Origin of the sequence: Streptomyces sp. f51, assembly GCF_037940415.1 — a bacterium.
Lineage (GTDB): Bacteria > Actinomycetota > Actinomycetes > Streptomycetales > Streptomycetaceae > Streptomyces.
On the sequence record NZ_CP149798.1, the window covers coordinates 1,655,587 to 1,679,392 of the forward strand.

Consider the following 23,806-nt stretch of genomic DNA (forward strand, 5'->3'; position numbering starts at 1 on the left):
CGCCCTAGAGCGCGAACCAGCCGCGTCCTCCGTACCAGTGCCCGCCCCCGCGCAGATGGTCGGCCACCGCGCGCTCGACGCTGTTCCGCCGAGGCAGTTCGTCGAGCGGGAGGTCCGGATCGCCGAAGACGAACCCGATGGGCAGGGTGTCGTCCGGAGTCCGCTCCTCGTCCAGCAGGTGGAAGCGGTCCTGGAAGCGAATGATGTTGGAGTCGGCCGGCAGATAGCGCTTCAGCTGCGGGTCGAGCAGCCAGGAGTCGCAGACGGCTGTCTCATGGCGCTCCTCCGGATAGTGGCGGGCGAAGAACTCCCGGGCCAGGGCGAGCGAACGGTCGCACGCGGCGGGGGAGAGCGGGCCGCGGAAGTCGGTGATGTGCAGGCTCAGACAGGGGGTGCCGGGGTCGGGGGCCGGTCCCGAAGCCGCAAGCGCCGCGGCCGTGCGCCGTCCCAGCAGCACCCGCTGGAACTGGAGCCGGCCCAGCTGGAACAGCTCGCCGTGGAAATGCAGGGCGAGCCACCAGGGAAACAGCAGTCCGGGGCCGCCAGCTCTTCTGTGGTGCACGGACACATGCCGGCCGAGGTCGGCGAGCGTGCGCCGCGAGACGTCCTCGGGCACCCCGCGTTCTTTGTGATGGGCGCGGACATACGGGAGCGCCACAATGAAGACATACAGGTGGAAGCAGCGCCCGAGAAGACCCGCCGTCTCGGGGAAGGCGGGCGGTTCCCAGCCTTTCCCGATGCCTCCCATGTCCCGCACGAAGCGGGTGACGCAGCGTGCGAGGAGGGTCATGGCCTCCGGTTCGGCGGCGAGCTTGGCCCGCAGGGCGACGAGGTCGTTGATGTGTTCATGGGGCACGGAGAGGTCGAGCAGGATGTCGGGCAGTGCGTCGGCGTCCGGGAGCACCGCTTCCCGCAGGTCGCAGTCCTCGCTCTCCAGGTCCCTCAGCCACTCCGCGGTCCTCGCGTCCGCCCGCAGCGTTTCCAGCAGCACCGTCGCCTCCCCCGGCGGCCGTCGGGCGACCGCTCTCCCTTGGTGAACGTGCACCACGAAGAGTACGTTTCCTCGTAGGAGTGGTGATCCTGATGCGTACGGGCAGTGAACCGGTGACAGCGCGCAGTGCTCTGCGGATGCGCTTCTGGCTGAGCGTCTGGGGCCTGATCTGGGCCGTCTTCGGGACGGTCGCGTTCATCCTCGTGGGCCGGCCCGGGTGGGCCGCCGCGTGCGCCGTGCTGTGGGTGGTCGTCACGGTCGACATGACCATGATTCTTCGGCACATCAGGCAGGGACCGCACTACCAGCCGGGCCGTGACGTCCCGCCGTACGAGCCCGTGGACGAGCGGCGCCGTTACCGGCCGCCGGAGCGTCGTCGGCCGTCGAGGCCGTCGCACCCCTGAAATCCGGCCGGGCGGTCACGCCGGCTCCCGCGGACACGCTGCCCCCGCGGTCGGGCCCCGCCGATGGAAGCGCCACCCCGCGCCGCCCCGCAGTGGTCGCTTTACGAGTCGAAGCGGGCGGCTTCCAAATACTGCGGCTTGGGGTCGAGCGCTGCCGCCAGTCTGAAGTGCCGCTTCGCCTGCTCGGGGCGCCGCTGGCGTTCATAGGTGCGGGCGAGCGCGAAGTGAGCGAACGCGTTGTCCGGCTCGCGCTCCAGAACGATCGTGAACTCCAGCTCGGCGGGCCGCAGTTGCGCGGCGGCGAAGAAGGCGCGCGCACGCAGCAGCCGGGCCGCCGTGTTCTCCGGGTGGGCGGCGATGACGGGGTCGAGCAGCTTCACCGCACCCCGGGGGTCGCGCGCGGCGAGCAACTGCTCGGCGGCGCGGAAGTCGATGACGTGCGTCTCGGGAGTACGTCCGATCGATCCGCTGGTCTCGGGCACGGCAGAGTCCTTCCCTCGCTGCAAGGGTTCAACGCCCCTTCGGAGGGACGCTATTCCTGGGGTGTACGGGCTCTGCGCACGAGATCGGCCCATACGTCCCCTACGCGCCGTCGCAGTTCCTCCAGCGCCACGTCGTTGTCGATGACGATGTCCGCGATCGCCAGGCGCTTGTCGCGCGAGGCCTGGGCCGCCATGCGCGCTCGGGCGTCCTCCTCGGTCATGCCGCGCAGCCGCACGAGGCGGTCGAGCTGGGTCTCGGGGCGGGCGTCGACGACGATCACGAGGTCGTACAGAGCGGCCAGACCGTTCTCCGCGAGCAGGGGCACGTCGTGGACGACCACGGCCTCTTCGGGCGCGGCGTCCTCCAGCGCGCGGGAGCGGCTGCCGACCAGGGGGTGCACGATCGAGTTCAGGACGGCGAGCTTCTTCGGGTCGGCGAAGACGATCGAGCCGAGCTTCGGCCGGTCCAGACTCCCGTCCGGAGCCAGGACGTCCGCGCCGAAGGCCTCGACGACCGCCGCCAGCCCGGGAGTTCCGGGCGCTACGACCTCCCGCGCGATCCTGTCGGCGTCGATCAGTACCGCGCCGTGCTCGACGAGCAGCCGTGACACTTCGCTCTTGCCGGCGCCGATACCGCCGGTCAGGCCCACCTTCAGCATGCCTGGCAGCTTAGGGCCTGCCACTGACAGTCACTCCCTCCGGGGCCCGGAAGCCCCGGGAACCGGGGAGGAAGGGGTCAGGCGTCGCCTTCGCGTTCCGCCAGGAAGCGCTCGAACTCCTGGCCGATCTCGTCCGCCGAGGGGATGTCGACCGGCTCCGCGAGCATGTTGCCGCGGCTCTCGGCGCCCGCTGCGGCGTCGTACTGGTGCTCCAGTCCCTGGACGAGCGCGACGAGTTCCTCGTCGCCCTCCTGGATCTGACGGTCGATCTCGGTCTGCGTGCGGTGTGCCTCGGTCCGCAGGGCGTGCGCTATCCCGGGGAGCACCAGGCCGGTCGCGGCCGTGATGGACTCAAGGACGGTCAGCGCCGCGTCCGGATACGGAGAACGCGCGATGTAGTGGGGCACATGGGCGGCGACACCGAGCACGTCGTGGCCGGCCTCCATGAGGCGGTACTCGATGAGCGACTCGGCGCTTCCGGGAACCTGCGCCTCGTCGAACGGGCTGCGGTGGCCGGGCACCAGGTCGGTGCGGTTGCCGTGCGGGGTGAGACCCACCGGGCGGGTGTGCGGGACGCCCATGGGGATCCCGTGGAAGTTGACCAGAAGGCGGACCCCGAGCCGTTCCACGATCTGCTGGACGGCGGCGGCGAAGCGCTCCCACTCGGTGTCCGGTTCGGGTCCCGACAGCAGCAGGAAGGGCGCACCCGTGGCGTCCTGCACGAGCCGCACCTCCAGGGTCGGCTCCTCGTACTCGGTCCAGCGGTCGCGCTTGAACGTCAGCAGCGGACGGCGGGCGCGGTAGTCCACGAGCCGGTCGTGGTCGAAGCGGGCCACGACCTGATGGGGCAGCGAGTCGAGCACCCGGTCGACGATCTGCTCGCCGGTTTCGCCCGCGTCGATGTATCCGTCGAAGTGGTAGAGCATGACAAGACCTGCCGACTCCTGGGCCAGCGCCATGTCGACGACGGCCAGGCCCTTCGGCTCCCATGCGTACAAACCCTGCGGATCAAGCACTGTGACCGCTCCTCCTCGTGTTCCTCCTGGACAACGTGGCACGAAGCGCCGACATTCCCGTCCCGTGGCGCGACCGGGGACCAAAGTGGGCCGGACGCAAGGGAAACGGGCCGCACGGAGACGAAGTGCCCGCCACAAGCCGAGCGAACCTGACGGCGAAGCGGGCCCGGCGGAACGACGGATCCGACAGCAGAGCGGGCCCCGCGGAACGAGGGGACCCGACAGCAAAGCGGGCCCGCACCGGATCGGTGCGGGCCCGCTTCTTTCAGCTACTTGCTAGCGGTGAGCTTTCAGCTCTGGCCGCCGGCGAGCTTCTCGCGGAGGGCGGCGAGCGCCTCGTCCGACGCCAGGGCGCCGGAGTTGTCGTCCGACTCCGAGGAGTAGGAACCGCCACCGGAGGCGGCCGGAGCCGCGCTCGTGGAGGTGGCACCCTCGGCCTCGGCCTGCGCGTCGGCCTCGCGGGACTTGATGACCTGAGCCTGGTGCTGCTCGAAGCGCTGCTGCGCCTCGGCGTACTGGTTCTCCCACACCTCGCGCTGAGCCTCGAAGCCCTCGAGCCAGTCGTTGGTCTCGGGGTCGAAGCCCTCGGGGTAGATGTAGTTGCCCTGGTCGTCGTACGACGCGGCCATGCCGTACAGGGTCGGGTCGAACTCGACCGAGGCCGGGTCGGCACCGAAGGACTCGTTGGCCTGCTTCAGCGAGAGGCTGATGCGACGACGCTCGAGGTCGATGTCGATGACCTTGACGAAGATCTCGTCGTTGACCTGGACGACCTGCTCCGGGATCTCCACGTGGCGCTCGGCCAGCTCGGAGATGTGGACCAGACCCTCGATGCCCTCGTCCACGCGGACGAACGCACCGAACGGAACGAGCTTCGTGACCTTACCCGGGACGACCTGACCGATCTGGTGCGTCCGGGCGAACTGCTGCCACGGGTCTTCCTGCGTCGCCTTGAGCGACAGGGAGACGCGCTCGCGGTCCATGTCGACGTCGAGGACCTCGACGGTGACTTCCTGGCCGACCTCGACAACCTCGGAGGGGTGGTCGATGTGCTTCCAGGAGAGCTCGGAGACGTGCACCAGACCGTCGACGCCACCCAGGTCCACGAAGGCACCGAAGTTGACGATCGAGGAGACGACGCCGGAGCGGACCTGACCCTTCTGGAGGGTGGTGAGGAACGTCTGGCGAACCTCGGACTGGGTCTGCTCCAGCCAGGCGCGGCGGGACAGGACCACGTTGTTGCGGTTCTTGTCCAGCTCGATGATCTTGGCCTCGAGCTCCTTGCCCACGTAGGGCTGGAGGTCGCGGACACGGCGCATCTCGACGAGAGAAGCCGGCAGGAAGCCACGGAGGCCGATGTCAAGGATGAGACCACCCTTGACAACCTCGATGACGGTGCCGGTGACGATGCCGTCCTCTTCCTTGATCTTCTCGATGGTGCCCCAGGCGCGCTCGTACTGGGCACGCTTCTTCGAGAGGATCAGGCGGCCTTCCTTGTCCTCCTTCTGGAGAACCAGGGCCTCGATCTCGTCGCCGACCTTGACGACCTCGTTCGGGTCGACGTCGTGCTTGATCGAGAGCTCGCGGCTCGGGATGACACCTTCGGTCTTGTAACCGATGTCGAGCAGGACCTCGTCCCGGTCGACCTTCACGATGACGCCGTCGACGATGTCGCCGTCGTTGAAGTACTTGATCGTCTCGTCGATCGCGGCGAGGAAGGCTTCCTCGTTACCGATGTCGTTGACCGCAACCTGCGGGGTGGTGGCGGTGGTCTCGGTGCTGCTCGTCATGTGGGAAAGGGCTCCGGTACGGACAGTGAGTCGTAGGTACTGCTTACGCCGGGAGCCCGTTTCGCCCTGTAGAAGCCGGACAGCCAAGGAAGCGCCCAACCCGGCACAGCCGGAAGGCGCCTCGAAAACCGAGGGGACATACATACAGATGCGAGCACAGCCTGCTATGTCTGAGGAGCGCAGGCCCGCAGCGCAACTTGTAGCATACGGGGGCAGCCGGGCAGGGTCAATGCGCGAAGGCGCACACCCGGGGCGGATCGCCGCAATCCCGGCACAAGACCTGTCTCACAAGGCCACGCGGGCAGTAGGACGCCTCTGTCGTGACACGCCCGAGACGGGTTGGACGGAAGAGTACGACGAGGGAGCCGATCATCCAAGAGCCCGAACCGTTCGAACCGGAAGCCACCCGACGTGACGCGGACCTCATCGAGAGTTCCCGGGCGAATCGGGGCTGGTGGGACCGGAACGCGGACGACTACCAGATCGAACACGGCACGTTCCTCGGCGACGACCGGTTCGTGTGGTGCCCCGAGGGCCTCGACGAGGTGGAGGCCGAGCTGCTGGGCCCCGCGGAGGACCTCAAGGACAAGGACGTCCTGGAGATCGGCGCCGGCGCGGCACAGTGCTCGCGCTGGCTGGCCGGACAGGGCGCGCGCCCCGTGGCCCTTGACCTCTCCCACCGCCAACTCCAGCACGCGCTGCGCATCGGGGGCTCCGTGCCGCTCGTGGAGGCGGACGCGAGCGCCCTGCCGTTCGCGGACGGCTCCTTCGACCTCGCGTGCTCGGCGTACGGGGCGCTGCCCTTCGTCGCCGACCCGGTGCTGGTGCTGAGGGAGGTCCGCCGGGTGCTGCGCCCCGGCGGGCGTTTCGTCTTCTCCGTCACGCACCCGGTCCGCTGGGCGTTCCCGGACGAGCCGGGTCCCGAGGGCCTGACGGTGTCGGCGTCCTACTTCGACCGCACCCCGTACGTGGAGCAGGACGAGGAGGGCCGCGCGGTCTACGTGGAGCACCACAGGACGCTCGGCGACCGGGTGCGTGACGTGGTGGCCGGCGGCTTCCGTCTGGTCGACGTCGTCGAGCCCGAGTGGCCCGCCTGGAACACCCAGGAGTGGGGCGGCTGGTCCCCGCTGCGCGGCAACCTCATCCCGGGCACGGCGATCTTCGTGTGCGAACGGGACTGAGGCACGCGGTCCTGGTGGAACGGACGGGGTCCGTGAGGAACGGTCCGAGGTGAGAACAGCGACGAAGGGGAGCCGAACCGGCTCCCCTTCGTCGTACCGGGATGCTCCACGCGCGTGGACCCTGTCGCTGGATGTGGCACGCGCGCACGGACCCAGTCCCTGGATGCGGCACGCGCGCGTGGACACCGTCCCCCGGGTTCGTGCGTGGCCGGTCCGGCCCTCGTACGAGACTGGGGGCGTGATCCGTTACGAAGCCCTCGACGCTCTGCCCGTGCGCGGCGCCCTGCCCTCCGTGGACGAGGCCCTGGAGGGGCACGGCGCCGCGGTGCTGGTGGCGCCGCCCGGCACCGGCAAGACGACGCTGGTGCCGCTGGCGCTGGCGGGTCTCCTGGACGAGGCCCGGCCCGCGCGGCGTGTGGTGGTGGCCGAGCCCCGGCGGATCGCGGCGCGCGCCGCCGCCCGCCGGATGGCGTGGCTGCTGGGCGAGGAGGTCGGGGAGAGCGTCGGCTTCACGGTGCGCGGGGAGCGGGTGGTCGGCCCCCGCGCGCGCGTGGAGGTCGTCACGACCGGGGTGCTGCTCCAGCGGCTTCAGCGGGACCAGGAGCTCGCGGGCGTCGACGTCGTCGTGCTCGACGAGTGCCACGAGCGGCATCTGGACGCCGACACGGTGGCCGCGTTCCTGCTGGACGTGCGGGCCGCGCTCCGTCCTGAACTGCGGCTGCTCGCCGCGTCCGCGACGACGGACGCCGGGGGGTGGGCGCGGCTGCTGGGCGACGCGCCGGTCGTCGAGGCGGAGGGCGTCTCGTATCCGGTCGAGACGGTGTGGGCGCCGCCGGCGCGCCCGGTACGGCCGCCGCACGGGATGCGGGTGGACCCGGCGCTGCTGACGCATGTGGCGTCCACGGTGCGGCGGGCGCTGGCCGAGCGTCACGGTGACGTCCTGTGCTTCCTGCCCGGGGTCGGGGAGATCGCGCGGGTCGCCGGGCAGCTGGGCGGCGTCGGGGACGTCGAGGTTCTCCAGGTGCACGGGCGGGCTCCGGCGGCCGTGCAGGACGCGGTGCTCACGGCGGGTGCGCGGCGCCGGGTGGTCCTCTCCACGTCGGTGGCCGAGTCCTCGCTGACGGTTCCGGGGGTGCGCGTGGTCGTGGACTCGGGGCTCGCACGGGAGCCGCGGGTGGACCACGCGCGCGGGCTGAGCGCCCTGGCGACCGTACGGGCCTCGCAGGCGGCCGGGCGGCAGCGGGCGGGGCGGGCCGGGCGTGAGGCCCCGGGAACGGTCTACCGGTGCTGGGCGGAGGCGGAGGACGGCCGTCTGACGCCGTTCCCGGCCCCCGAGATCAAGGTGGCCGACCTGACGGCGTTCGCGCTCCAGGCGGCCTGCTGGGGCGATCCCGGGGCGACGGGACTCGCCCTCCTGGATCCGCCGCCGAACGGGGCCATGGCGGCGGCGCGGGCGGTCCTGTCGGCCGTGGGCGCGGTCGACTCGGCGGGGCGGGCCACGGAACGCGGTGTGCGGATGTCCCGCCTGGGCCTGCACCCCAGGCTGGCGCGCGCCCTCTTGGACGCGACCCCGCTGGTGGGCGCGGCGCGGGCCGCCGACGTGGTCGCCCTGCTGAGCGAGGAGCCCCCGCGCGAGTACGGCGACGACCTGGCCGCGGCCTGGCGCACCGCCCGGCGCGGCGGTGACGCCTACGCGGCCCGCTGGCGCGCCGAGTCCCGTCGCCTCCGCTCGGCGGCGGCCGGCCTCCATTCCCCCGGCTCCTCCCCCGTCCGCTCCGGCTCCCCTTCTTCTTCTCCGGGCGCGTCGGCCGCACCTCGGAGCGCGCACACCGGGGAACCGGGTCCCGCGGGGGACGGCGGGGCGGGTGTGCAGGGAGGGGACGACCGGGTCGCCGGGCTCGTGGCCGCGCTGGCGTTCCCCGAACGTGTCGCGCACCTGCGGGGCGGCTCCCACCTCATGGTCGGCGGGACGCGCGCCGACGCCGGTGAGGGGTCCGTGCTGCGCGGCGCTCCCTGGATCGCGGTGGCGGTCGCCGACCGTCCCGTCGGACGGGGGCACGCGCGTGTGCGGCTGGCGGCGGTGATCGACGAGCCGACGGCGCGGCGGGCCGCCGCCGTTCTGTACGGCGAGGGCGAGGAGGTCCACTGGGCCGACGGCGATGTCGTCGCCCGGCGGGTGGAGCGGCTGGGCGCGGTGGAGCTGGCCGTGCGGCCGCTGCGGGACGCGGACCCCGGGCTCGTACGGGAGGCGCTGCTCGAAGGACTGCGGGAGGAGGGCTTCGGTCTGCTGCGGTGGTCGCCGGATGCCGAGCAGTTGCGCAGGCGGCTCGCGTTCCTGCGGCTGCGGCTCGGCGATCCGTGGCCGGACGTCCGCGACGACGCCCTCCACGCGCGCGTGGAGCAGTGGCTGGAGCCGGAGCTGAGCCGTGCCCGGCGTCGGGCCGATCTGGCGCGGATCGACGCGGGGCAGGCGCTGAACCGGCTGCTGCCCTGGGCCACCGGGGAGGCGGCCCGGCTCGACGAGCTCGCGCCCGAGCGCATCGAGGTGCCGAGCGGGTCGAGGATCCGCGTCGACTACACCGACCCGGCGCAGCCGGTGCTCGCCGTGAAGCTCCAGGAGATGTTCGGGCTCCAGGCGTCGCCCTCCCTGGCCGGCGTGCCCGTACTCGTGCATCTGCTGTCTCCCGCGGGCCGGCCCGCCGCGGTGACCGCCGATCTCGCGTCCTTCTGGAAGGACGGCTACAGGGGCGTACGGGCGGAGCTGCGCGGCCGCTATCCCAAGCACCCGTGGCCCGAGGACCCGGCGACCGCCGAGCCGACGCGGTACACGAACGCGCGGCTCAGGCGCTGACCGGCTCGGGGTCGGCCGCCGGGGCGGCCGCGGGGTCGCCCGGCCTGCGGCCGCGGGCCTCCAGGTAGAGCGACAGGGACAGCAGGGCCGCGCCGAGGAGCAGGAAGCCCCACGGGAGGTAGGAGGTCATCATCAGGACGAGGGTGCGGTTGGACTTGACGAGGTCGACGGTGTGCCGGACGTAGTCCTCGCGCATCTTCACATCCCCGGCGAAGGCGGTCACCTTGTCCCGGCCGCCCAGGAGAGTGCCGCCGCGCAGCTCCTCCTTGTGGATCTCCTCGCCGTAGACGGGCGCCCCGGTGACCGGCTCGACCCAGAACTTGCGGACGGTGGTGTACCAGCGGGTGGTGCCGGTCTTGGCGAGGGACTCGGGGGTGACGCCCTGGACGGGCATGACCTTGGGGAACGTCACCTTGGTCCAGGGGATGGTCTGCTCGAAGTAGTAGACGTCGACGCCCCGGAAGGTCCGGGTGCCCTTGTAGTGGATGGGCGCCGAGGTGCGGGTCTGGGCGTCGAAGTACTCGTAGTCCCGTTTCTCGGTCCTGAAGGGCCATTTGAACTCGATGCCCCGGCGGGTGACGGGGTCGCCGTCGACGGACTCGCCGGTGGCGTGGACGGGTTCCTGGCTGTGCGCGTCGAAGATGTAGCGCTCGGGGAGCTTGGAGACCATCTTTCCGTCGGGGCCCTGGACGTAGGACAGGGAGTCCCAGACGACGACGTCACGGCCCGCGGTCCGCTCGATCCGGTCGGAGGCCTCGACGTTGCCCTTGAGGGTCTGGACGACGGTGACCTTGGAGACCTTCCTGGCCTTCATGGTGCCGTAGTCGAGGAGGGTCGCGTCCTTCGCCTCGAGGACCATGTCCTGGTACTGGCCGGCGGGGATCTTGGCCAGGCGCGGGAAGGCGTACCAGCGCAGCAGCGGGGACAGCGCCGCGAAGAACACGGCGAGCGCGAGCAGGATCAGGCTTGCCTTGCGGCGCATCTCGACGGCCCTCCCGGTGCGTGCGTCAGGGGTGCTGGGGGACGGTGGTGAGCAGCGGCTTCGGCGAGGTGTGTCCGGCCGGCGAGCCCATGGCCGTGACGGTCAGGACCAGCGCGAGCGCCGCGGCGAGACCGGTCGCGGCGGCGATGAGGGCACGCATGCGGGCCTCCCGGGGCCAGGAGCTGATACAGCGTCAGGTCCGGCACCGTAGCAACGGCGGCGCGAGATGAGAACACGCGCACCGCAACGGATCAGGGCGCCCTCGCGGCGTGAGCCGTGAGGGCGCCCCGGAGGCGAGCGCGGGCCGCCCGGTGGCGGCGCCGTCCTAGGAGGCCGCGGCGGCCACCGTGAGTTCGACGGTCAGGGTGGCCCCGCCGGTGGTGGTGACGCGGAGCAGGAAGGTACCGGTGGTGTCGTCGGCGTACAGCTTCGGGAGCTGGAGCACGCCGTCGGCGTCGGTGGTCAGGGCGGCCAGGGTGCGTACGGGGTTGCCGTCCGCGTCCTTGAAGTAGGGGCCCTTGTCGTTCGCGGTCGGGTCGTCGGCGGACTTGATCAGGGTCGCGGTGGCGGCGACCTTGGGCGCGGCGGCGTCCTTGTAGGTGGCCTTCAGTGCGATCTGGTCGGCGAACTCGCCGCCCGGGACGCAGGTGAGCGGTGTGTCGCCGGTGCGGGTGAGGGTGTCGGCCTGGCGGGCGGTGACGCTCGCGGTGTAGTCGAGGCCCGCCATGACGCGGCCGACGACGGTGGCGCGGACCGTGAAGTCGCCCGTCTTCTCCCCTGCCACGAGGGCGGGCGCGGTGGCGATGCCGAGTCCGTTGGTGACCAGGGTGGCGACGTTCTCGCCGCCGGTGAAGGTGGCGTCGGTGTCGCCGACGATGGTGAACCGCACGCGGACCCTGCCCACGGGCTTGCCGGCCTTGTCGGCGGTGCGCACCGCGATCTTCTGCGCGAACGTGTCCCCGGCCGTCGCCGTGAGGTTCCCGGCACCCATGTTCGTCAGACGGTCGACCGTCTCGGTGGGCGTCGGCGTCGGGGTCGGCGTGCCCGTCGGGGGCTTCGTGGGCGGCGGCGTCGGGGTGGCGGGCGGAGTCGGCTTGGGCGCCGGGCTCGTCGGGGTGCCGCCCGGGTGGGGACTGCTCGGCGGGGACGGCTGCACCGGCGTGGGGCTCGGCGAGCCGGGCTCGTCGCTGTCGTGCGAGGGCAGGGCGCCGGTACCGTCCGGCACCTCGTGCGTGCCCTTGCGGTAGTACTCCAGCCACGACAGGACGGTGTTCAGGTACGCCGTCGAGTTGTTGTAGCTGAGGATCGCCGCGTTCAGCTGCGCCTGGACCGACATGTCGTGGTCGAAGCGGCACAGGTAGTGCCCGGCGGCCAGTGCCGCGTCGTAGACGTTGTTGGGGTCCTTCTTGCCGTCGCCGTTGCCGTCGCGGCCCGCCCACGCCCAGGTGGAGGGGATGAACTGCATGGGCCCGACGGCCCGGTCGTACGTGCTGTCGCCGTCGAACGCGCCGTGGTCGGTGTCCTTGATGCTGGCGAAGCCGTTGCCGTTCAAAACCGGGCCGAGGATCGGCGACAGGGTCGTGCCGTTCGCGTCGACACGGCCGCCGCGGGCCTGGCCCGACTCGACCTTGCCGATCGCGGCCAGGAGCTGCCAGGGCAGATTGCAGGTCGGCTTCGCCTCGTGCAGCGACGCCTCGGCCCGCTTGTAGGCGGCCAGCACGCTCGCGGGAATGCCCGCCTCGGCGGTGCCGGTCACCGTGGGCGTGTCGCTTCCCGTGCTCGCGCTCGGCGCGGGGTTCGGGCTCTCCAGCGGCGGAAGGTCGGTGTAGTAGCGCGAGTTGCCGGTCGCGGTGCCGTCACCGCCCGCGTCCTCGGTGCCCAGGCCGAGGTCGGCGCCCGCCGACTGTCTGCCGTGGTCGTCGACGATCACTCCCGGGGCCTGCGAAGCGGACAGAGCCGCGACCGCGACCGCGGCCACAGCGGTGGTTGCCGCGCCCTTGCGCAGCCTCCTGCCGAATTGCGCCGCCATTGAGTGAACCCCTCCCACCGACGACCGGCGTAACCTGTCGTCCCTCAGACCTGTGCGATGCCGCTGCTTCCGGCCGCGCTCCCCCGCACGGCAACCCAGGTGACCCTACGACAACTTCCGTCGCCCAGGGACCCGTTGGCGCCCGATATTCACCAGTTGGCCATGTACCGTCGTCCCGCATACTGGCCTCCGGTGATCAACTGACCGAACACATCCGGTCAACAGGTGGCACAGGGGGACGATTTGCCCTTCACTCTCAGTCACGCGGCCGCCGTACTGCCCGCGATACGCGGGAACGGAAACGGCCGCGGCCGATTGATTCCCGCCGTTCTCGTCGCGGGTTCCTTCGCCCCCGACATCACCTACTACGCGGCCAGCGTTGTGCCCGGGGCGATGGAATTCGGCACGTTCACCCACGCGTTCACCGGCGTGTTCACCGTCGATGTGCTCATCGCATGGATGCTCGTGGGCGCCTGGCTGGTGCTGCGCGAACCACTGGTGGCGCTGATGCCCGCGGCACGACAGGGGCGCACGGCCCAGCTCGTACGCTGCGGAGCACCGCGCGAGCCGGTGCGCGCGCCGACCGTTCTGTGGTGGTACGCCTCCGCGGCGCTCGGCGCGCTGACGCATGTCGTGTGGGACGCGTTCACCCATCACGACCGATGGGGGGTTCAGCTCCTCCCCGTCCTCGGACGGACCCTCGCGGGCTCGCCGCTCTACTGGTACGTCCAGTACGGCAGTTCGGCCCTCGCGGCCGTCGTGATCGTCACCTTCGTCGTGCGCGCGCTGCGCGGCGCGCCGGACGGCCCCGTCGTGGGAGTGCCCGTCCTGTCCACCGCCGACCGCCGGCTCGCCGCCGCGGTGATCGGCGGCCTCGCGCTGGCCGCCGCGGTGCAGCGGGCGGTGCGGTGGTGGGCGTACTGGAAGTCCGTCGCGAAGCCGTGGGAACTCATTCCGCCGCTGTGCTTCGGCGGGGGCGCCGGTCTGGTTCTCGGCCTGTGCCTGTACGTCGCGGCGGTCAGGATCTGGCGTCCCGCTCCGGCTCGTCCCGGTCCGGCCGCGCGTACGGAGCCGAGCCGTCCCGCCTCCCGCTGACCGGGGTGCCGGCGGCGAGAGCGCGGAGCAGCCCACGGCCCTGACCGAGGCTCCGGTGCACGGCCTGGGCGACCCGCTCCACGACCCGGGCGCCGTACGACATCGTCGGATGGTCGTACGACAGGACGATGATCCGGTAGCTGCGGGTCGGGCCGGTGAAGGCGCCGATGCCGTGGACGCGCCCGCCGTTCGCGGTCCGGGGCAGCCGGCCGGTCGAGGTGTGCGCCCCCAGTCCGCGCGGCAGCCCGAAGAACGCCCTGCGGCGCCGGCCGTCACGGAGCCGCGCGAGCTCCCGCACGCGGTGCGCGCCGGCCTTCAGCAGAGCGCGGACGCCGGTGACCAGCGCCGGCCACCGCGAGCGCTCACCGGCCGTGGGGCGGGCCCCCGCGTCCCTTCGGCCGTCGGGCACCGAGACCAGGACCGTGCCCGGGCTCGCGGACAGCGCCGCCTGGAGATCGCGGGCCAGGCGGGCCCCGAAATCCTCCTCGCGGTCCTCGTCACGCGAGGTGAGGGCCCGGCCGGGCAGCTGGGCGGTACCGGCACCGACGGCGACCGCCGGCACCGGAGCGAGCAGCACGGGGACGACGGCCGCGGCCACCGTCGCGGTCGCGACCACCACGGTCGTGGCCATGGCCGTACGGCAGTGCAGCGTGCGTATACCCATGCCCGCATCCTTACGTCACCCCCCGGCCCGGGGCGCCCGGTACGAGCCACGCGGGTGACACCCCTGGGCCACGCCCTGGCATACGCGAGGACGCCCGGCGTGGGGAAGCAGATCCCCGGCGGGGAGGCCGAAACGCCGGTGCGGGGCCGGAACGTGAGGCAGGTGCGGGGACGGAAGATCCGGAGGTCCGGAGCCGGCGAGACCGGTGCGAGGACGGACTCGCCGGTGCACGGCCGGAGCCGGAGAGGGCGGTGCGGAGCCGGGAGGGGCCGGGAGGGGCCGGGAGGGGCCGGGAGGGGCCGGGAGGGGCCGGGAGGGGCCGGGGCGGACCCCGGAGAGGCCGGTGCGGTCGGAAACTCCGGAAGGCCGGGGCCGGCACCTCGCGGTGTCCGGTTCCCGGCCTTCCTGTGACGGCGGCGCCCGACGGCTAGTGGGCCGCCGACTCCCAGTCGCGGCCCGCGCCGACGGAGACGTCCAGCGGGACGTCGAGCCGCACCGCGGACGCCATCTCGCGGCGGAGCAGCTCCTCGGTCCGCTCCCGCTCACCGGGCGCGATCTCCAGGACGATTTCGTCATGGACCTGGAGCAGCATGCGCGAGTCGAGCTTCGCCTCGCGCAGCGCCCGGTCCACGTTCAGCATCGCGATCTTCACGATGTCGGCCGCCGTGCCCTGGATGGGCGCGTTCAGGGCCATCCGCTCGGCCGCCTCACGGCGCTGCCGGTTGTCGCTGTTGAGATCGGGCAGATAGCGGCGGCGCCCGAAGAGCGTCGCTGTATAGCCCGTGGCCCGCGCCTCGTCGACCGCCCGGCGCAGATAGTCCCGTACACCGCCGAAGCGCTCGAAGTACGTGTCCATCAGCGCACGGGCCTCGCCCGCCTCGATGTTCAGCTGCTGGGACAGGCCGAACGCCGACAGCCCGTACGCGAGGCCGTACGACATGGCCTTGATCTTGCGCCGCATCTCGGCGTCGACGGCGGACCGCTCCACCGAGAACACCTGAGAGGCGACGGTGGTGTGCAGGTCCTCGCCGGAGGTGAACGCCTCCAGCAGCCCCTCGTCCTCGGACAGGTGGGCCATCACCCGCAGCTCGATCTGGCTGTAGTCCGCGGTCATGAGGCACTCGAAGCCCTCACCGACGACGAAGCCGCGGCGGATCGCACGGCCCTCGTCCGTGCGGACCGGGATGTTCTGGAGGTTCGGGTCCGTCGACGACAGTCGGCCGGTCGCCGCGACGGTCTGGTTGAACGTCGTGTGGATCCGCCCGTCCGCCGCGATCGTCTTGATCAGACCCTCGACCGTGGACCGCAGCTTGGCCTGCTCACGGTGACGGAGCATGATCACGGGCAGTTCGTTCTCGGTCTGCGTCGCCAGCCAGGCCAACGCGTCCGCGTCCGTGGTGTAACCCGTCTTCGTCTTCTTGGTCTTCGGCAGGGCCAGTTCACCGAAGAGGACTTCCTGGAGCTGCTTGGGCGAACCGAGGTTGAACTCGTGCCCGGCCGCCGCGTGCGCCTCCTTCACGGCCTGCTGCACCGCGCCGGCGAACATCTGCTCCATCGCCTCCAGATGCGCCCGGTCCGCGGCAATGCCGTGCCGCTCCAGCCGCGCCAGCAGGCTGGACGTGGGCAGCTCCATGTCACGCAGCAGATCCGCCGCGCCGACCTCCTGGAGCTTCTCCCCGAACGCCTCCCCCAGATCGAGGATCGTCCGGGCCTGTGTCATCAGCGCGTCGGCCTCGGCCTGCTCGTCCGTGCCGAACGCCAGCTGCCCGTCGGCCGCCGCCGCGGGCCCGAGCTCCCGGCCCAGATACTCCAGGGACAGCGCGTCCAGCGCGAAGGAGCGGCGGCCCGGCTTGACGAGGTAGGCGGCGAGCGCCGTGTCCATCGTCACGCCCTCGATGGTCCAGCCGTGCTCGGCGAAGACCCGCATCGCGCCCTTGGCGTTGTGCATCACCTTGTGCCGGTCCGAGTCGGCGAGCCACGCGGCGAACGCGTTCTCGTCCGGCTCGTCCAGCCGGGACGGGTCGAACCACACCGCGGGGCCCGCAGCCGTCGCGAGCGCCACCTCGGCGACCGACCCCGAGCCCAGCGCCCACGAGTCGACCGTGGACACACCCAGCACCCCGGTGCCGTGCCCGGCGAGCCACGGCGCCAGCTCGCCCGCGCCCAGCACCGCACCGTCGATGTCGACGCCCTCGACGACGGGCCGTGTCTCCTCGGCCTCCGCGGCCCCCGGGTCGACGGCCAGCAGCCGCTCACGCAGCGAGGGGTTACGGATCTCCAGCGTGTCCAGGACCATCGCGAGAGCCGTACGGTCGTACGCGGCCCGCTCCAGGTCCGTCACCGTCCGGGGCAGCTCGACGTCCTTGACCATCTCCGTGAGACGGCGGTTGAGCTTCACCGCCTCCAGGTGGTCCCGCAGATTCTGGCCCGCCTTGCCCTTGACCTCGTCGACACGCTCGACCAGGTCCGCGAACGAACCGAACTGGTTGATCCACTTCGCGGCCGTCTTCTCCCCCACCCCGGGAATGCCCGGCAGGTTGTCCGACGGGTCTCCGCGCAGCGCCGCGAAGTCCGGATACTGCGCCGGCGTCAGCCCGTACTTCTCGAAGACCTTCTCCGGGGTGAAGCGCGTCAGCTCCGAGACGCCCTTCGTCGGATACAGCACTGTCGTGTGCTCCGAGACGAGCTGGAACGAGTCACGGTCACCCGTGACGATCAGCACCTCGAAACCCTCGGCCTCCGCCTGCGTGGCGAGCGTCGCGATGATGTCGTCGGCCTCGAAGCCGTCCACCGCGAACCGCTGCGCGTGCATCGCGTCCAGCAGCTCGCCGATCAGCTCGACCTGCCCCTTGAACTCGTCCGGGGTCTTCGACCGGTTCGCCTTGTACTCGGTGAACTCCTCGGACCGCCACGTCTTGCGCGACACGTCGAACGCCACCGCGAAGTGCGTGGGCGCCTCGTCGCGCAGCGTGTTCGCCAGCATCGACGCGAAACCATAGATGGCGTTCGTCGGCTGGCCCGTCGCGGTGGTGAAGTTCTCCGCGGGCAGCGCGAAGAACGCGCGGTAGGCCAGCGAGTGCCCGTCCATGAGCATCAGGCGCGGGCGGCCCGTACCTGCGGTGTTCTCGGTCTGCTTCGATGCTGTCTCTGCCACACCCCCGATCCTGCCACGGCCCACTGACAACGCGGACCGTCCCGGCCCGGCGCACCCTTTCCCGCCCCGGATTCCCACAACCCACGGGCAGCACTGTCGGCCGCGCGTGCGAGGATCCAAGCGGTACGAACACACGCACACCGCCGTGCGCACGCGAAGGGGTTCAGGATGGCCAGCAAGCCGCCGAAAAGCGATCCGGTCCAGGACGCTCCACAGGTCTCCGAGCCCAAGCACGCCGCCGCCGGGCTCCCCGCCATCGGCCACACCCTGCGCATCGCCCAGCAGCAGATGGGCGTCCGCCGCACCGCGCTCACGCTCCTGCGCTTGAACCAGAAGGACGGCTTCGACTGCCCGGGCTGCGCCTGGCCCGAACCCGAGCACCGGCACAAGGCGGAGTTCTGCGAGAACGGCGCCAAGGCCGTCGCCGAGGAAGCCACCCTGCGGCGGGTCACCCCGGACTTCTTCGCCGCGCACCCCGTCTCCGACCTCGCGGACCGCAGCGGCTACTGGCTCGGCCAGCAGGGCCGCCTCACCCACCCCATGTACCTGCCCGAGGGCGCCGACCACTACCAGCCGATCGGCTGGGACCGCGCCTTCGACATCGTCGCCGAGGAGATCGCCGCGCTCGGCTCCCCCGACGAGGCCCTCTTCTACACCTCGGGCCGCACCAGCAACGAAGCGGCGTTCCTGTACCAGCTCTTCGCCCGCGAACTCGGCACGAACAACCTGCCCGACTGCTCGAACATGTGCCACGAGTCGTCCGGCTCCGCACTCAACGAGACCATCGGCATCGGCAAGGGCAGCGTCCTCCTGGAGGACCTGTACAAAGCGGACCTGATCATCGTCGCCGGACAGAACCCCGGCACGAACCACCCGCGCATGCTCTCCGCCCTGGAGAAGGCCAAGAGCAACGGCGCGAAGATCATCACCGTCAACCCGCTGCCCGAAGCGGGCATGGAACGCTTCAAGAACCCGCAGACCCCCCAGGGCATGGTCAAGGGCGCCGCCCTCACCGACCTCTTCCTCCAGATCCGCATCGGCGGCGACCAGGCACTCTTCCGCCTGCTGAACAAGCTGATCCTCGGCACCGAGGGCGCCGTCGACGAGACGTTCGTCGCCGAACACACCCACGGGTTCGAGGACTTCGCCGAGGCCGCCCGCGCCGCCGACTGGGACGAGACCCTCACCGCCACCGGCCTCACCCGCGACAGCATCGACGAAGCCCTGAGGATGGTCCTCGCCTCACAGCGCACCATCGTGTGCTGGGCGATGGGCCTCACCCAGCACAAGCACTCCGTCCCCACCATCCGCGAAGTCGTCAACTTCCTGCTGCTGCGCGGCAACATAGGCCGCCCCGGCGCCGGCGTCTGCCCCGTCCGCGGACACTCCAACGTCCAGGGCGACCGCACCATGGGCATCTTCGAACGCCCCGCCCCCGCCTTCCTCGACGCCCTGGAGAAGGAGTTCGGCTTCAAGGCGCCCCGCGAACACGGCTACGACGTCGTCCGGGCCATCGGCGCCCTGCGCGACGGCGACGCCAAGGTCTTCTTCGCCATGGGCGGCAACTTCGTCTCCGCCTCCCCCGACACCCACGTCACCGAGGCGGCAATGCGACGCGCCCGGCTGACCGTCCACGTCTCCACCAAGCTCAACCGCTCGCACGTCGTCACCGGCGCGCGCGCCCTCATCCTGCCCACCCTCGGACGCACCGAACGCGACCTCCAGGACAGCGGCGAACAGTTCGTGACCGTCGAGGACTCCATGGGCATGGTGCACGCCTCACGCGGCCGCCTGGAGCCCGCGAGCCCCCACCTGCTGTCCGAGACCGCCATCGTCGCCCGTCTCGCCCGCAGGGTCCTCGGCGAGACCAGCACCACCCCCTGGGAAGAGTTCGAGAAGGACTACGCGACCATCCGCGACCGCATCGCCCGCGTGATCCCCGGCTTCCACGACTTCAACGCGCGCGTGGCGGACCCCGCCGGTTTCGCCCTCCCCCACGCCCCCCGCGACGAACGCCGCTTCCCGACGGCCACCGGCAAGGCCAACTTCACCGCCGCGCCCGTCGAACACCCCGAACTCCCCGCGGGCCGCCTGCTCCTCCAGACCCTGCGCTCCCACGACCAGTACAACACCACCATCTACGGACTCGACGACCGATACCGGGGCATCAAGAACGGCCGCCGCGTCGTCCTCGTCAACCCCGACGACGCCCGCGAACTCGGCATCACCGACGGTTCGTACGTCGATCTGGTCGGCGAGTGGAAGGACGGCGTCGAACGACGCGCGCCCGGCTTCCGCGTCGTGCACTACCCCACCGCCCGGGGCTGTGCCGCCGCCTACTACCCCGAGACCAACGTGCTGGTCCCCCTGGACTCGACCGCCGACACCAGCAACACCCCCGCCAGCAAATCCGTGGTCGTCCGTCTGGAACAATCGACAGCCGACTGAGCGTTCGCTCAGCAGGAGACAACCGCGACGAAGCGGTCAACGACGAACGGAGCCGGACCCCATGGGCGAACAGCACACCCCGAAGTTCCCGCAAGGGGTCATCGACGAGTACGCCGCACTCGGCGTCGACCTGCCGGCGCTGTTCTCCGCGGGCCACCTCGGCAACCGCATGGGCGTCCAGATCACCGAGGCCTCCGCGGACCGCGTCGTGGGCACCATGCCCGTCGAGGGCAACACCCAGCCGTATGGCCTGCTCCACGGAGGAGCCTCCGCCGTCCTCGCCGAGACCATCGGCTCCGTCGGCGCCATGCTCCACGGCGGCATCAGCAAGATCGCCGTCGGCGTCGACCTGAACTGCACCCACCACCGCGGCGTCCGCTCCGGCCTCGTCACCGGCGTGGCCACCCCCGTCCACCGCGGCCGCACCTCGGCCACGTACGAGATCGTCATCACCGGTGAGGACGGCAAGCGGGTCTGTAGCGCCCGCCTCACGTGCATCCTCAAGGACGCGCCGCAGAGCTGACACCGGGCGAGCCCGGGGCTCCGCGCCCCCGGGCTCCCAGATCACCCCGTCACCGCGCCCCGGGGCAGCGGGCAGCGGGCAGCGGGCAGCGGGCAGCGGGCAGCGGGCAGCGGGCAGCGACGATCCGCGGGCCCCTGCTGGTTCCGTCGCGGCTTGGAGCGGCCGGGGTCCCCGGGTGCGGCAGGTGCGCGCCCGTGCGCGCCCCGGCGTGCCGGGCTCCCGAGGCGAGGCTCCCCGCGTCAAGCCCCCCGGAAGACCGAACTGCCGCCCGTACCACACTGTTGACAGCCGCGCCCCGCGACGTCCGGGTCGCGATCGCAACCGGCGCCGCTCCATGGCCCGCGAGCGCGCCCGCCGCGACCACCGCCCGTGACCGCCGGGTGCCGCCGGCCTCGCTCGCAACGGCCCCCGCCGCGCGCCCATCCGCTTCCGCTTCGAGGGCGACGGCCGCCGTCACGGCCCGTCAAACAGGCTCCGGGCAGCCCGAGTTGAGCGTGGCACCGCCCCTCCGCTGCCACGGACAGTGAAGGCCGGAAATCCCCGGCCCGTCGCCTCGCGCGGCGCCGTATACGACCGCGCCCGCCCCACGCCCGCCGGCAAGGCCCCCCGCCCCGACCTGCGCACCGGCCACGGCAACGCACAGCGACAGCAAAGCCTCACCTCGGCGGCACCCGGGCATCGGAAGCGAAGACCGGCCCGCGCGCCCCCCGGTTCCCCAACACGCCCTCCCCCACACCCACTTCACCCGGCCAAGGCACCGGCGACCGCCTCACACGGTGGTAACAGTCGGTTACCTCTGCCGCAATAAATCATTCCCCGCACCACGAGCCGCACCACGGCACGCCCCCGACGGCACCCCGGACCGTCGCCACGCGTACAGCTTCCGGTATCCGCCATCAACCCGGAACAGCGCGTTCTCACCATGCGAACACACAACCGCCTCCGGCCAGCACGCCGAAATGCTCCGATCGTCCGCCCCACGCCCCGCGAGGCACCCCCCGGATAACAAGAGCGTCACAGCCTTCCCCACGCTCCTCCCCACCCCCCCAACCTGCGCTTATAGTCACGGCCAGTCACCGCGCCGCCGGGCGCGTCACTGCACGGCCCTGCTTCATCCAGTACGGCCCGGCGAGACACACGGCCCCCACCCTGGGGTGCCGCGCCAGGGAGAGGATTCAACGTGCGACAGCGTTCCATGGTCATACTCACCGCCGTGCTCACGACAGGGGCACTCACGCTGACCGCCTGCGGCTCGCGCGACAACAGCGGCGACAGCAAGAGCGACAAGAAGACCGAGATCATCATCGGCGTGGACGCGCCGCTGACCGGTCAGAACTCCGCCACGGGCCTCGGCATCCAGGGCGGCGTCCAGATCGCCGTCGACGACGCCAACAAGAACAACACCGTTCCCGGCGTGACCTTCAAGGTCCAGGCGCTCGACGACAAGGCGATCCCGGCCTCCGGCCAGGCCAACGCCACCCAGCTCGTCCAGAAGGACAACGTCCTCGGCGTCGTCGGCCCGCTGAACTCCGGCGTCGCCACCCAGATGCAGCAGGTCTTCGACACCGCCAACCTCGTCGAGATCTCGCCGTCCAACACGGCGCCCGAGCTGACCCAGGGCAAGAACTGGCAGACCTCCAAGACCCGCCCGTTCAAGACCTACTTCCGCACCGCCACCACCGACGCCCTCCAGGGCGGCTTCGCGGCCGACTACGCCTACAACACGCTGAAGAAGCGCAAGGTGTACGTCGTCGACGACAAGCAGACCTACGGTGCCGGCCTCGCCAAGCTCTTCAAGGCGGGCTTCACCAAGGCCGGCGGCAAGCTCGCGGGCGAGGACCACGTCAACACCGGCGACACGGACTTCTCCGCTCTCGTCACCAAGATCAAGAACGCCAAGGCCGACCTCGTCTACTACGGCGGCCAGTACGACGAGTCCGAGAAGCTCACCAAGCAGCTCAAGGACGGCGGCGTCAAGATCCCGCTGTTCGGTGGCGACGGCATGTTCAGCGACACCTACATCCAGACCGCCGGCAAGGCCTCCGAGGGTGACCTGGCCACCTCCGTCGGTCAGCCCGTCGACTCCCTGGCCTCCGCCGCCGACTTCATCAAGAAGTACAAGGCGTCCGGCCTCAAGGGCGACTACGGCACGTACGGCGGCTACTCCTACGACGCCGCCACGGCCATCATCAAGGCCATCGGCGCGGTCGTGAAGGACGGCAAGATCCCGGACGGCGCTCGCGCCAAGATCGTCGCCGAGGTCCAGAAGACCAAGTTCGACGGCATCGCCGGCCCCGTCTCCTTCGACGAGTACGGCGACACCACCAACAAGCAGCTCACCGTCTACCAGGTCGTCGGTGGCAAGTGGAAGGCCGTCAAGAGCGGTACGTTCAACGGCTGATCAGCACCATCCCGGGCCACCCCGGTGGATCGGCCCGACACCAGGCCACGGAGCCCGACGACGAGCACCGTAAGCCCGGTCCGATCCACCGGCCACGCCCTCAGCACAACCCCAGGGCCGCGCGGCCACGACCACACGTCACCGCGCGGCCCGCTCCATACGCCCTGCTCAACTCTCCCCACCACATGGAGGCCACGCGGTGAACACCCTGCCGCAGCAGCTGGCCAACGGGCTGTTCCTCGGCTCGATGTACGGGCTGATCGCCATCGGCTACACGATGGTGTACGGCATCGTCCAGCTCATCAACTTCGCCCACGGCGAGATCTTCATGACCGGCGGCTTCGGCGCACTCTCGGTCTACCTCTACGTTCTGCCAAACGGCACATCCATGTGGATAGCCCTCCCAGCGATGCTGATAGGCGGCGGAATCGTCTCCGTCCTCATCGCCGTCGGGGCCGAACGCTTCGCCTACCGCCCCCTGCGCGGAGCGCCACGCCTCGCCCCCCTCATCACCGCCATCGGTCTGTCCCTCGCGCTCCAGCAGGTCGTCTTCAACGCCTACCCGAACGCCAAGACCGACCTGACGTTCCCTCAGCTCCCGTTCGGTCCCTGGCACATCGGCTCGGTCAGCATCCAGAGCGGCAGCGTCTTCGTCATCGTCGCCGCGCCCCTGTGCATGGCCGCCCTCGCGCTCTTCGTCAGCATGTCCCGCACCGGCCGCGCCATGCAGGCCACCGCGCAGGACCCCGACACCGCGCAGCTCATGGGCATCGACACCAACCGCATCATCGTCATCGCCTTCGCCATCGGCGGCTTCTTCGCCGCCGTCGCGGCAGTCGCGTACGGCCTGCGGTACGGCACCGTCAAGTACGACATGGGCTTCCAGATGGGCCTCAAGGCCTTCACCGCGGCCGTCCTCGGCGGCATCGGCAACATCTACGGCGCCATGATCGGCGGCCTCGTCCTCGGCCTCGCCGAGACCATGGCCACCAGCTACATCGACGGCATCCCCGGCATGCAGCAGCTCGGCGGCGGCGGCTGGTCCTCCGTCTGGGCCTTCGTACTCCTCATCCTCGTACTGCTGTTCAGGCCACAGGGCCTCGTCGGCGAACGCGTCGCGGACAGGGCGTGAGCAC

Annotated in this window: 18 protein-coding genes; 8 read left to right on the top strand and 10 right to left on the bottom strand. The window is 71.2% G+C overall.

The window, feature by feature from the left end; translation table 11 throughout:
- Nucleotides 1-4: 4 nt before the first annotated feature.
- Entirely contained in the window at nt 5-991 is a 987-nt protein-coding gene (locus WJM95_RS07430; protein ID WP_339128747.1) for an acyltransferase domain-containing protein, read from the bottom strand.
- A gap of 92 nt (nt 992-1,083) precedes the next feature.
- Here WJM95_RS07430 and WJM95_RS07435 point away from each other — a divergent pair, with 92 nt between their 5' ends.
- Nucleotides 1,084-1,395, top strand: coding sequence for a DUF6343 family protein (locus WJM95_RS07435; RefSeq protein ID WP_339128749.1), 312 nt, complete (start codon nt 1,084-1,086; stop codon nt 1,393-1,395).
- 101 nt (nt 1,396-1,496) lie between these two features.
- Here the strand turns inward: WJM95_RS07435 and WJM95_RS07440 are convergent, their stop codons facing one another.
- The 4 genes from WJM95_RS07440 to rpsA form a co-directional block, all read right to left on the bottom strand.
- Nucleotides 1,497-1,877 carry a tetratricopeptide repeat protein gene (locus tag WJM95_RS07440; RefSeq protein ID WP_339128751.1) on the bottom strand — a complete coding sequence of 127 codons (381 nt, stop codon included), beginning with the start codon at nt 1,875-1,877 and terminating at the stop codon, nt 1,497-1,499.
- Between the two features lie 50 nt (nt 1,878-1,927).
- Nucleotides 1,928-2,536, bottom strand: coding sequence for a dephospho-CoA kinase (gene coaE, locus WJM95_RS07445; RefSeq protein WP_339128752.1), 609 nt, complete (start codon nt 2,534-2,536; stop codon nt 1,928-1,930).
- A gap of 77 nt (nt 2,537-2,613) precedes the next feature.
- Entirely contained in the window at nt 2,614-3,552 is a 939-nt protein-coding gene (locus WJM95_RS07450) for a PAC2 family protein (RefSeq protein WP_339128753.1), read from the bottom strand.
- A 290-nt stretch (nt 3,553-3,842) separates the two neighbouring features.
- Entirely contained in the window at nt 3,843-5,342 is a 1,500-nt protein-coding gene (gene rpsA / locus WJM95_RS07455) for a 30S ribosomal protein S1 (RefSeq protein WP_339128754.1), read from the bottom strand.
- 320 nt (nt 5,343-5,662) lie between these two features.
- On the opposite strand from rpsA, the gene WJM95_RS07460 reads away from it, so the two are divergent.
- Nucleotides 5,663-6,523, top strand: coding sequence for a class I SAM-dependent methyltransferase (locus WJM95_RS07460; RefSeq protein ID WP_339128756.1), 861 nt, complete (start codon nt 5,663-5,665; stop codon nt 6,521-6,523).
- 238 nt (nt 6,524-6,761) lie between these two features.
- The gene (hrpB, locus tag WJM95_RS07465; protein WP_339128758.1) at nt 6,762-9,374 is read left to right on the top strand and encodes an ATP-dependent helicase HrpB; all 2,613 of its coding nucleotides are present in this window, start codon (nt 6,762-6,764) and stop codon (nt 9,372-9,374) included.
- Here hrpB and WJM95_RS07470 read toward each other — a convergent pair.
- The 3 genes from WJM95_RS07470 to WJM95_RS07480 form a co-directional block, all read right to left on the bottom strand.
- The gene (locus WJM95_RS07470; protein WP_339128760.1) at nt 9,364-10,356 is read right to left on the bottom strand and encodes a DUF3068 domain-containing protein; all 993 of its coding nucleotides are present in this window, start codon (nt 10,354-10,356) and stop codon (nt 9,364-9,366) included. The two genes, hrpB and WJM95_RS07470, sit on opposite strands and share 11 nt — an antisense overlap.
- Nucleotides 10,357-10,381: 25 nt before the next feature.
- Nucleotides 10,382-10,516: an SPW_0924 family protein gene (locus WJM95_RS07475; protein ID WP_339128761.1), complete on the bottom strand. Its 135-nt coding sequence runs from the start codon at nt 10,514-10,516 to the stop codon at nt 10,382-10,384.
- A 165-nt stretch (nt 10,517-10,681) separates the two neighbouring features.
- The gene (locus tag WJM95_RS07480; protein ID WP_339128762.1) at nt 10,682-12,385 is read right to left on the bottom strand and encodes a lytic murein transglycosylase; all 1,704 of its coding nucleotides are present in this window, start codon (nt 12,383-12,385) and stop codon (nt 10,682-10,684) included.
- A 243-nt stretch (nt 12,386-12,628) separates the two neighbouring features.
- Here WJM95_RS07480 and WJM95_RS07485 point away from each other — a divergent pair, with 243 nt between their 5' ends.
- A complete protein-coding gene (locus WJM95_RS07485; RefSeq protein WP_339128764.1) occupies nt 12,629-13,480 on the top strand; it encodes a DUF4184 family protein in 852 nt (283 codons plus the stop codon).
- On the opposite strand, the gene WJM95_RS07490 is transcribed toward WJM95_RS07485, so the two are convergent.
- Nucleotides 13,404-14,144 carry a hypothetical protein gene (locus tag WJM95_RS07490; protein WP_339128765.1) on the bottom strand — a complete coding sequence of 247 codons (741 nt, stop codon included), beginning with the start codon at nt 14,142-14,144 and terminating at the stop codon, nt 13,404-13,406. The genes WJM95_RS07485 and WJM95_RS07490 overlap by 77 nt on opposite strands.
- Nucleotides 14,145-14,571: 427 nt before the next feature.
- Nucleotides 14,572-17,298, bottom strand: coding sequence for a DNA polymerase I (gene polA, locus WJM95_RS07495; protein WP_339128766.1), 2,727 nt, complete (start codon nt 17,296-17,298; stop codon nt 14,572-14,574).
- Nucleotides 17,299-17,466: 168 nt separating this feature from the next.
- Between polA and WJM95_RS07500 the strand changes: the two genes are divergently transcribed.
- The 4 genes from WJM95_RS07500 (at nt 17,467) to WJM95_RS07515 (ending at nt 23,802) form a co-directional block, all read left to right on the top strand.
- Complete coding sequence (locus WJM95_RS07500; protein ID WP_339128767.1) at nt 17,467-19,746, top strand: FdhF/YdeP family oxidoreductase; 2,280 nt, start codon at nt 17,467-17,469, stop codon at nt 19,744-19,746.
- A 61-nt stretch (nt 19,747-19,807) separates the two neighbouring features.
- Nucleotides 19,808-20,269, top strand: coding sequence for a hotdog fold thioesterase (locus tag WJM95_RS07505; protein ID WP_339128769.1), 462 nt, complete (start codon nt 19,808-19,810; stop codon nt 20,267-20,269).
- A gap of 1,195 nt (nt 20,270-21,464) precedes the next feature.
- Entirely contained in the window at nt 21,465-22,670 is a 1,206-nt protein-coding gene (locus WJM95_RS07510) for a branched-chain amino acid ABC transporter substrate-binding protein (protein ID WP_339135406.1), read from the top strand.
- 199 nt (nt 22,671-22,869) lie between these two features.
- Complete coding sequence (locus WJM95_RS07515; RefSeq protein ID WP_339128771.1) at nt 22,870-23,802, top strand: branched-chain amino acid ABC transporter permease; 933 nt, start codon at nt 22,870-22,872, stop codon at nt 23,800-23,802.
- The last annotated feature ends 4 nt before the right edge of the window (nt 23,803-23,806 follow it).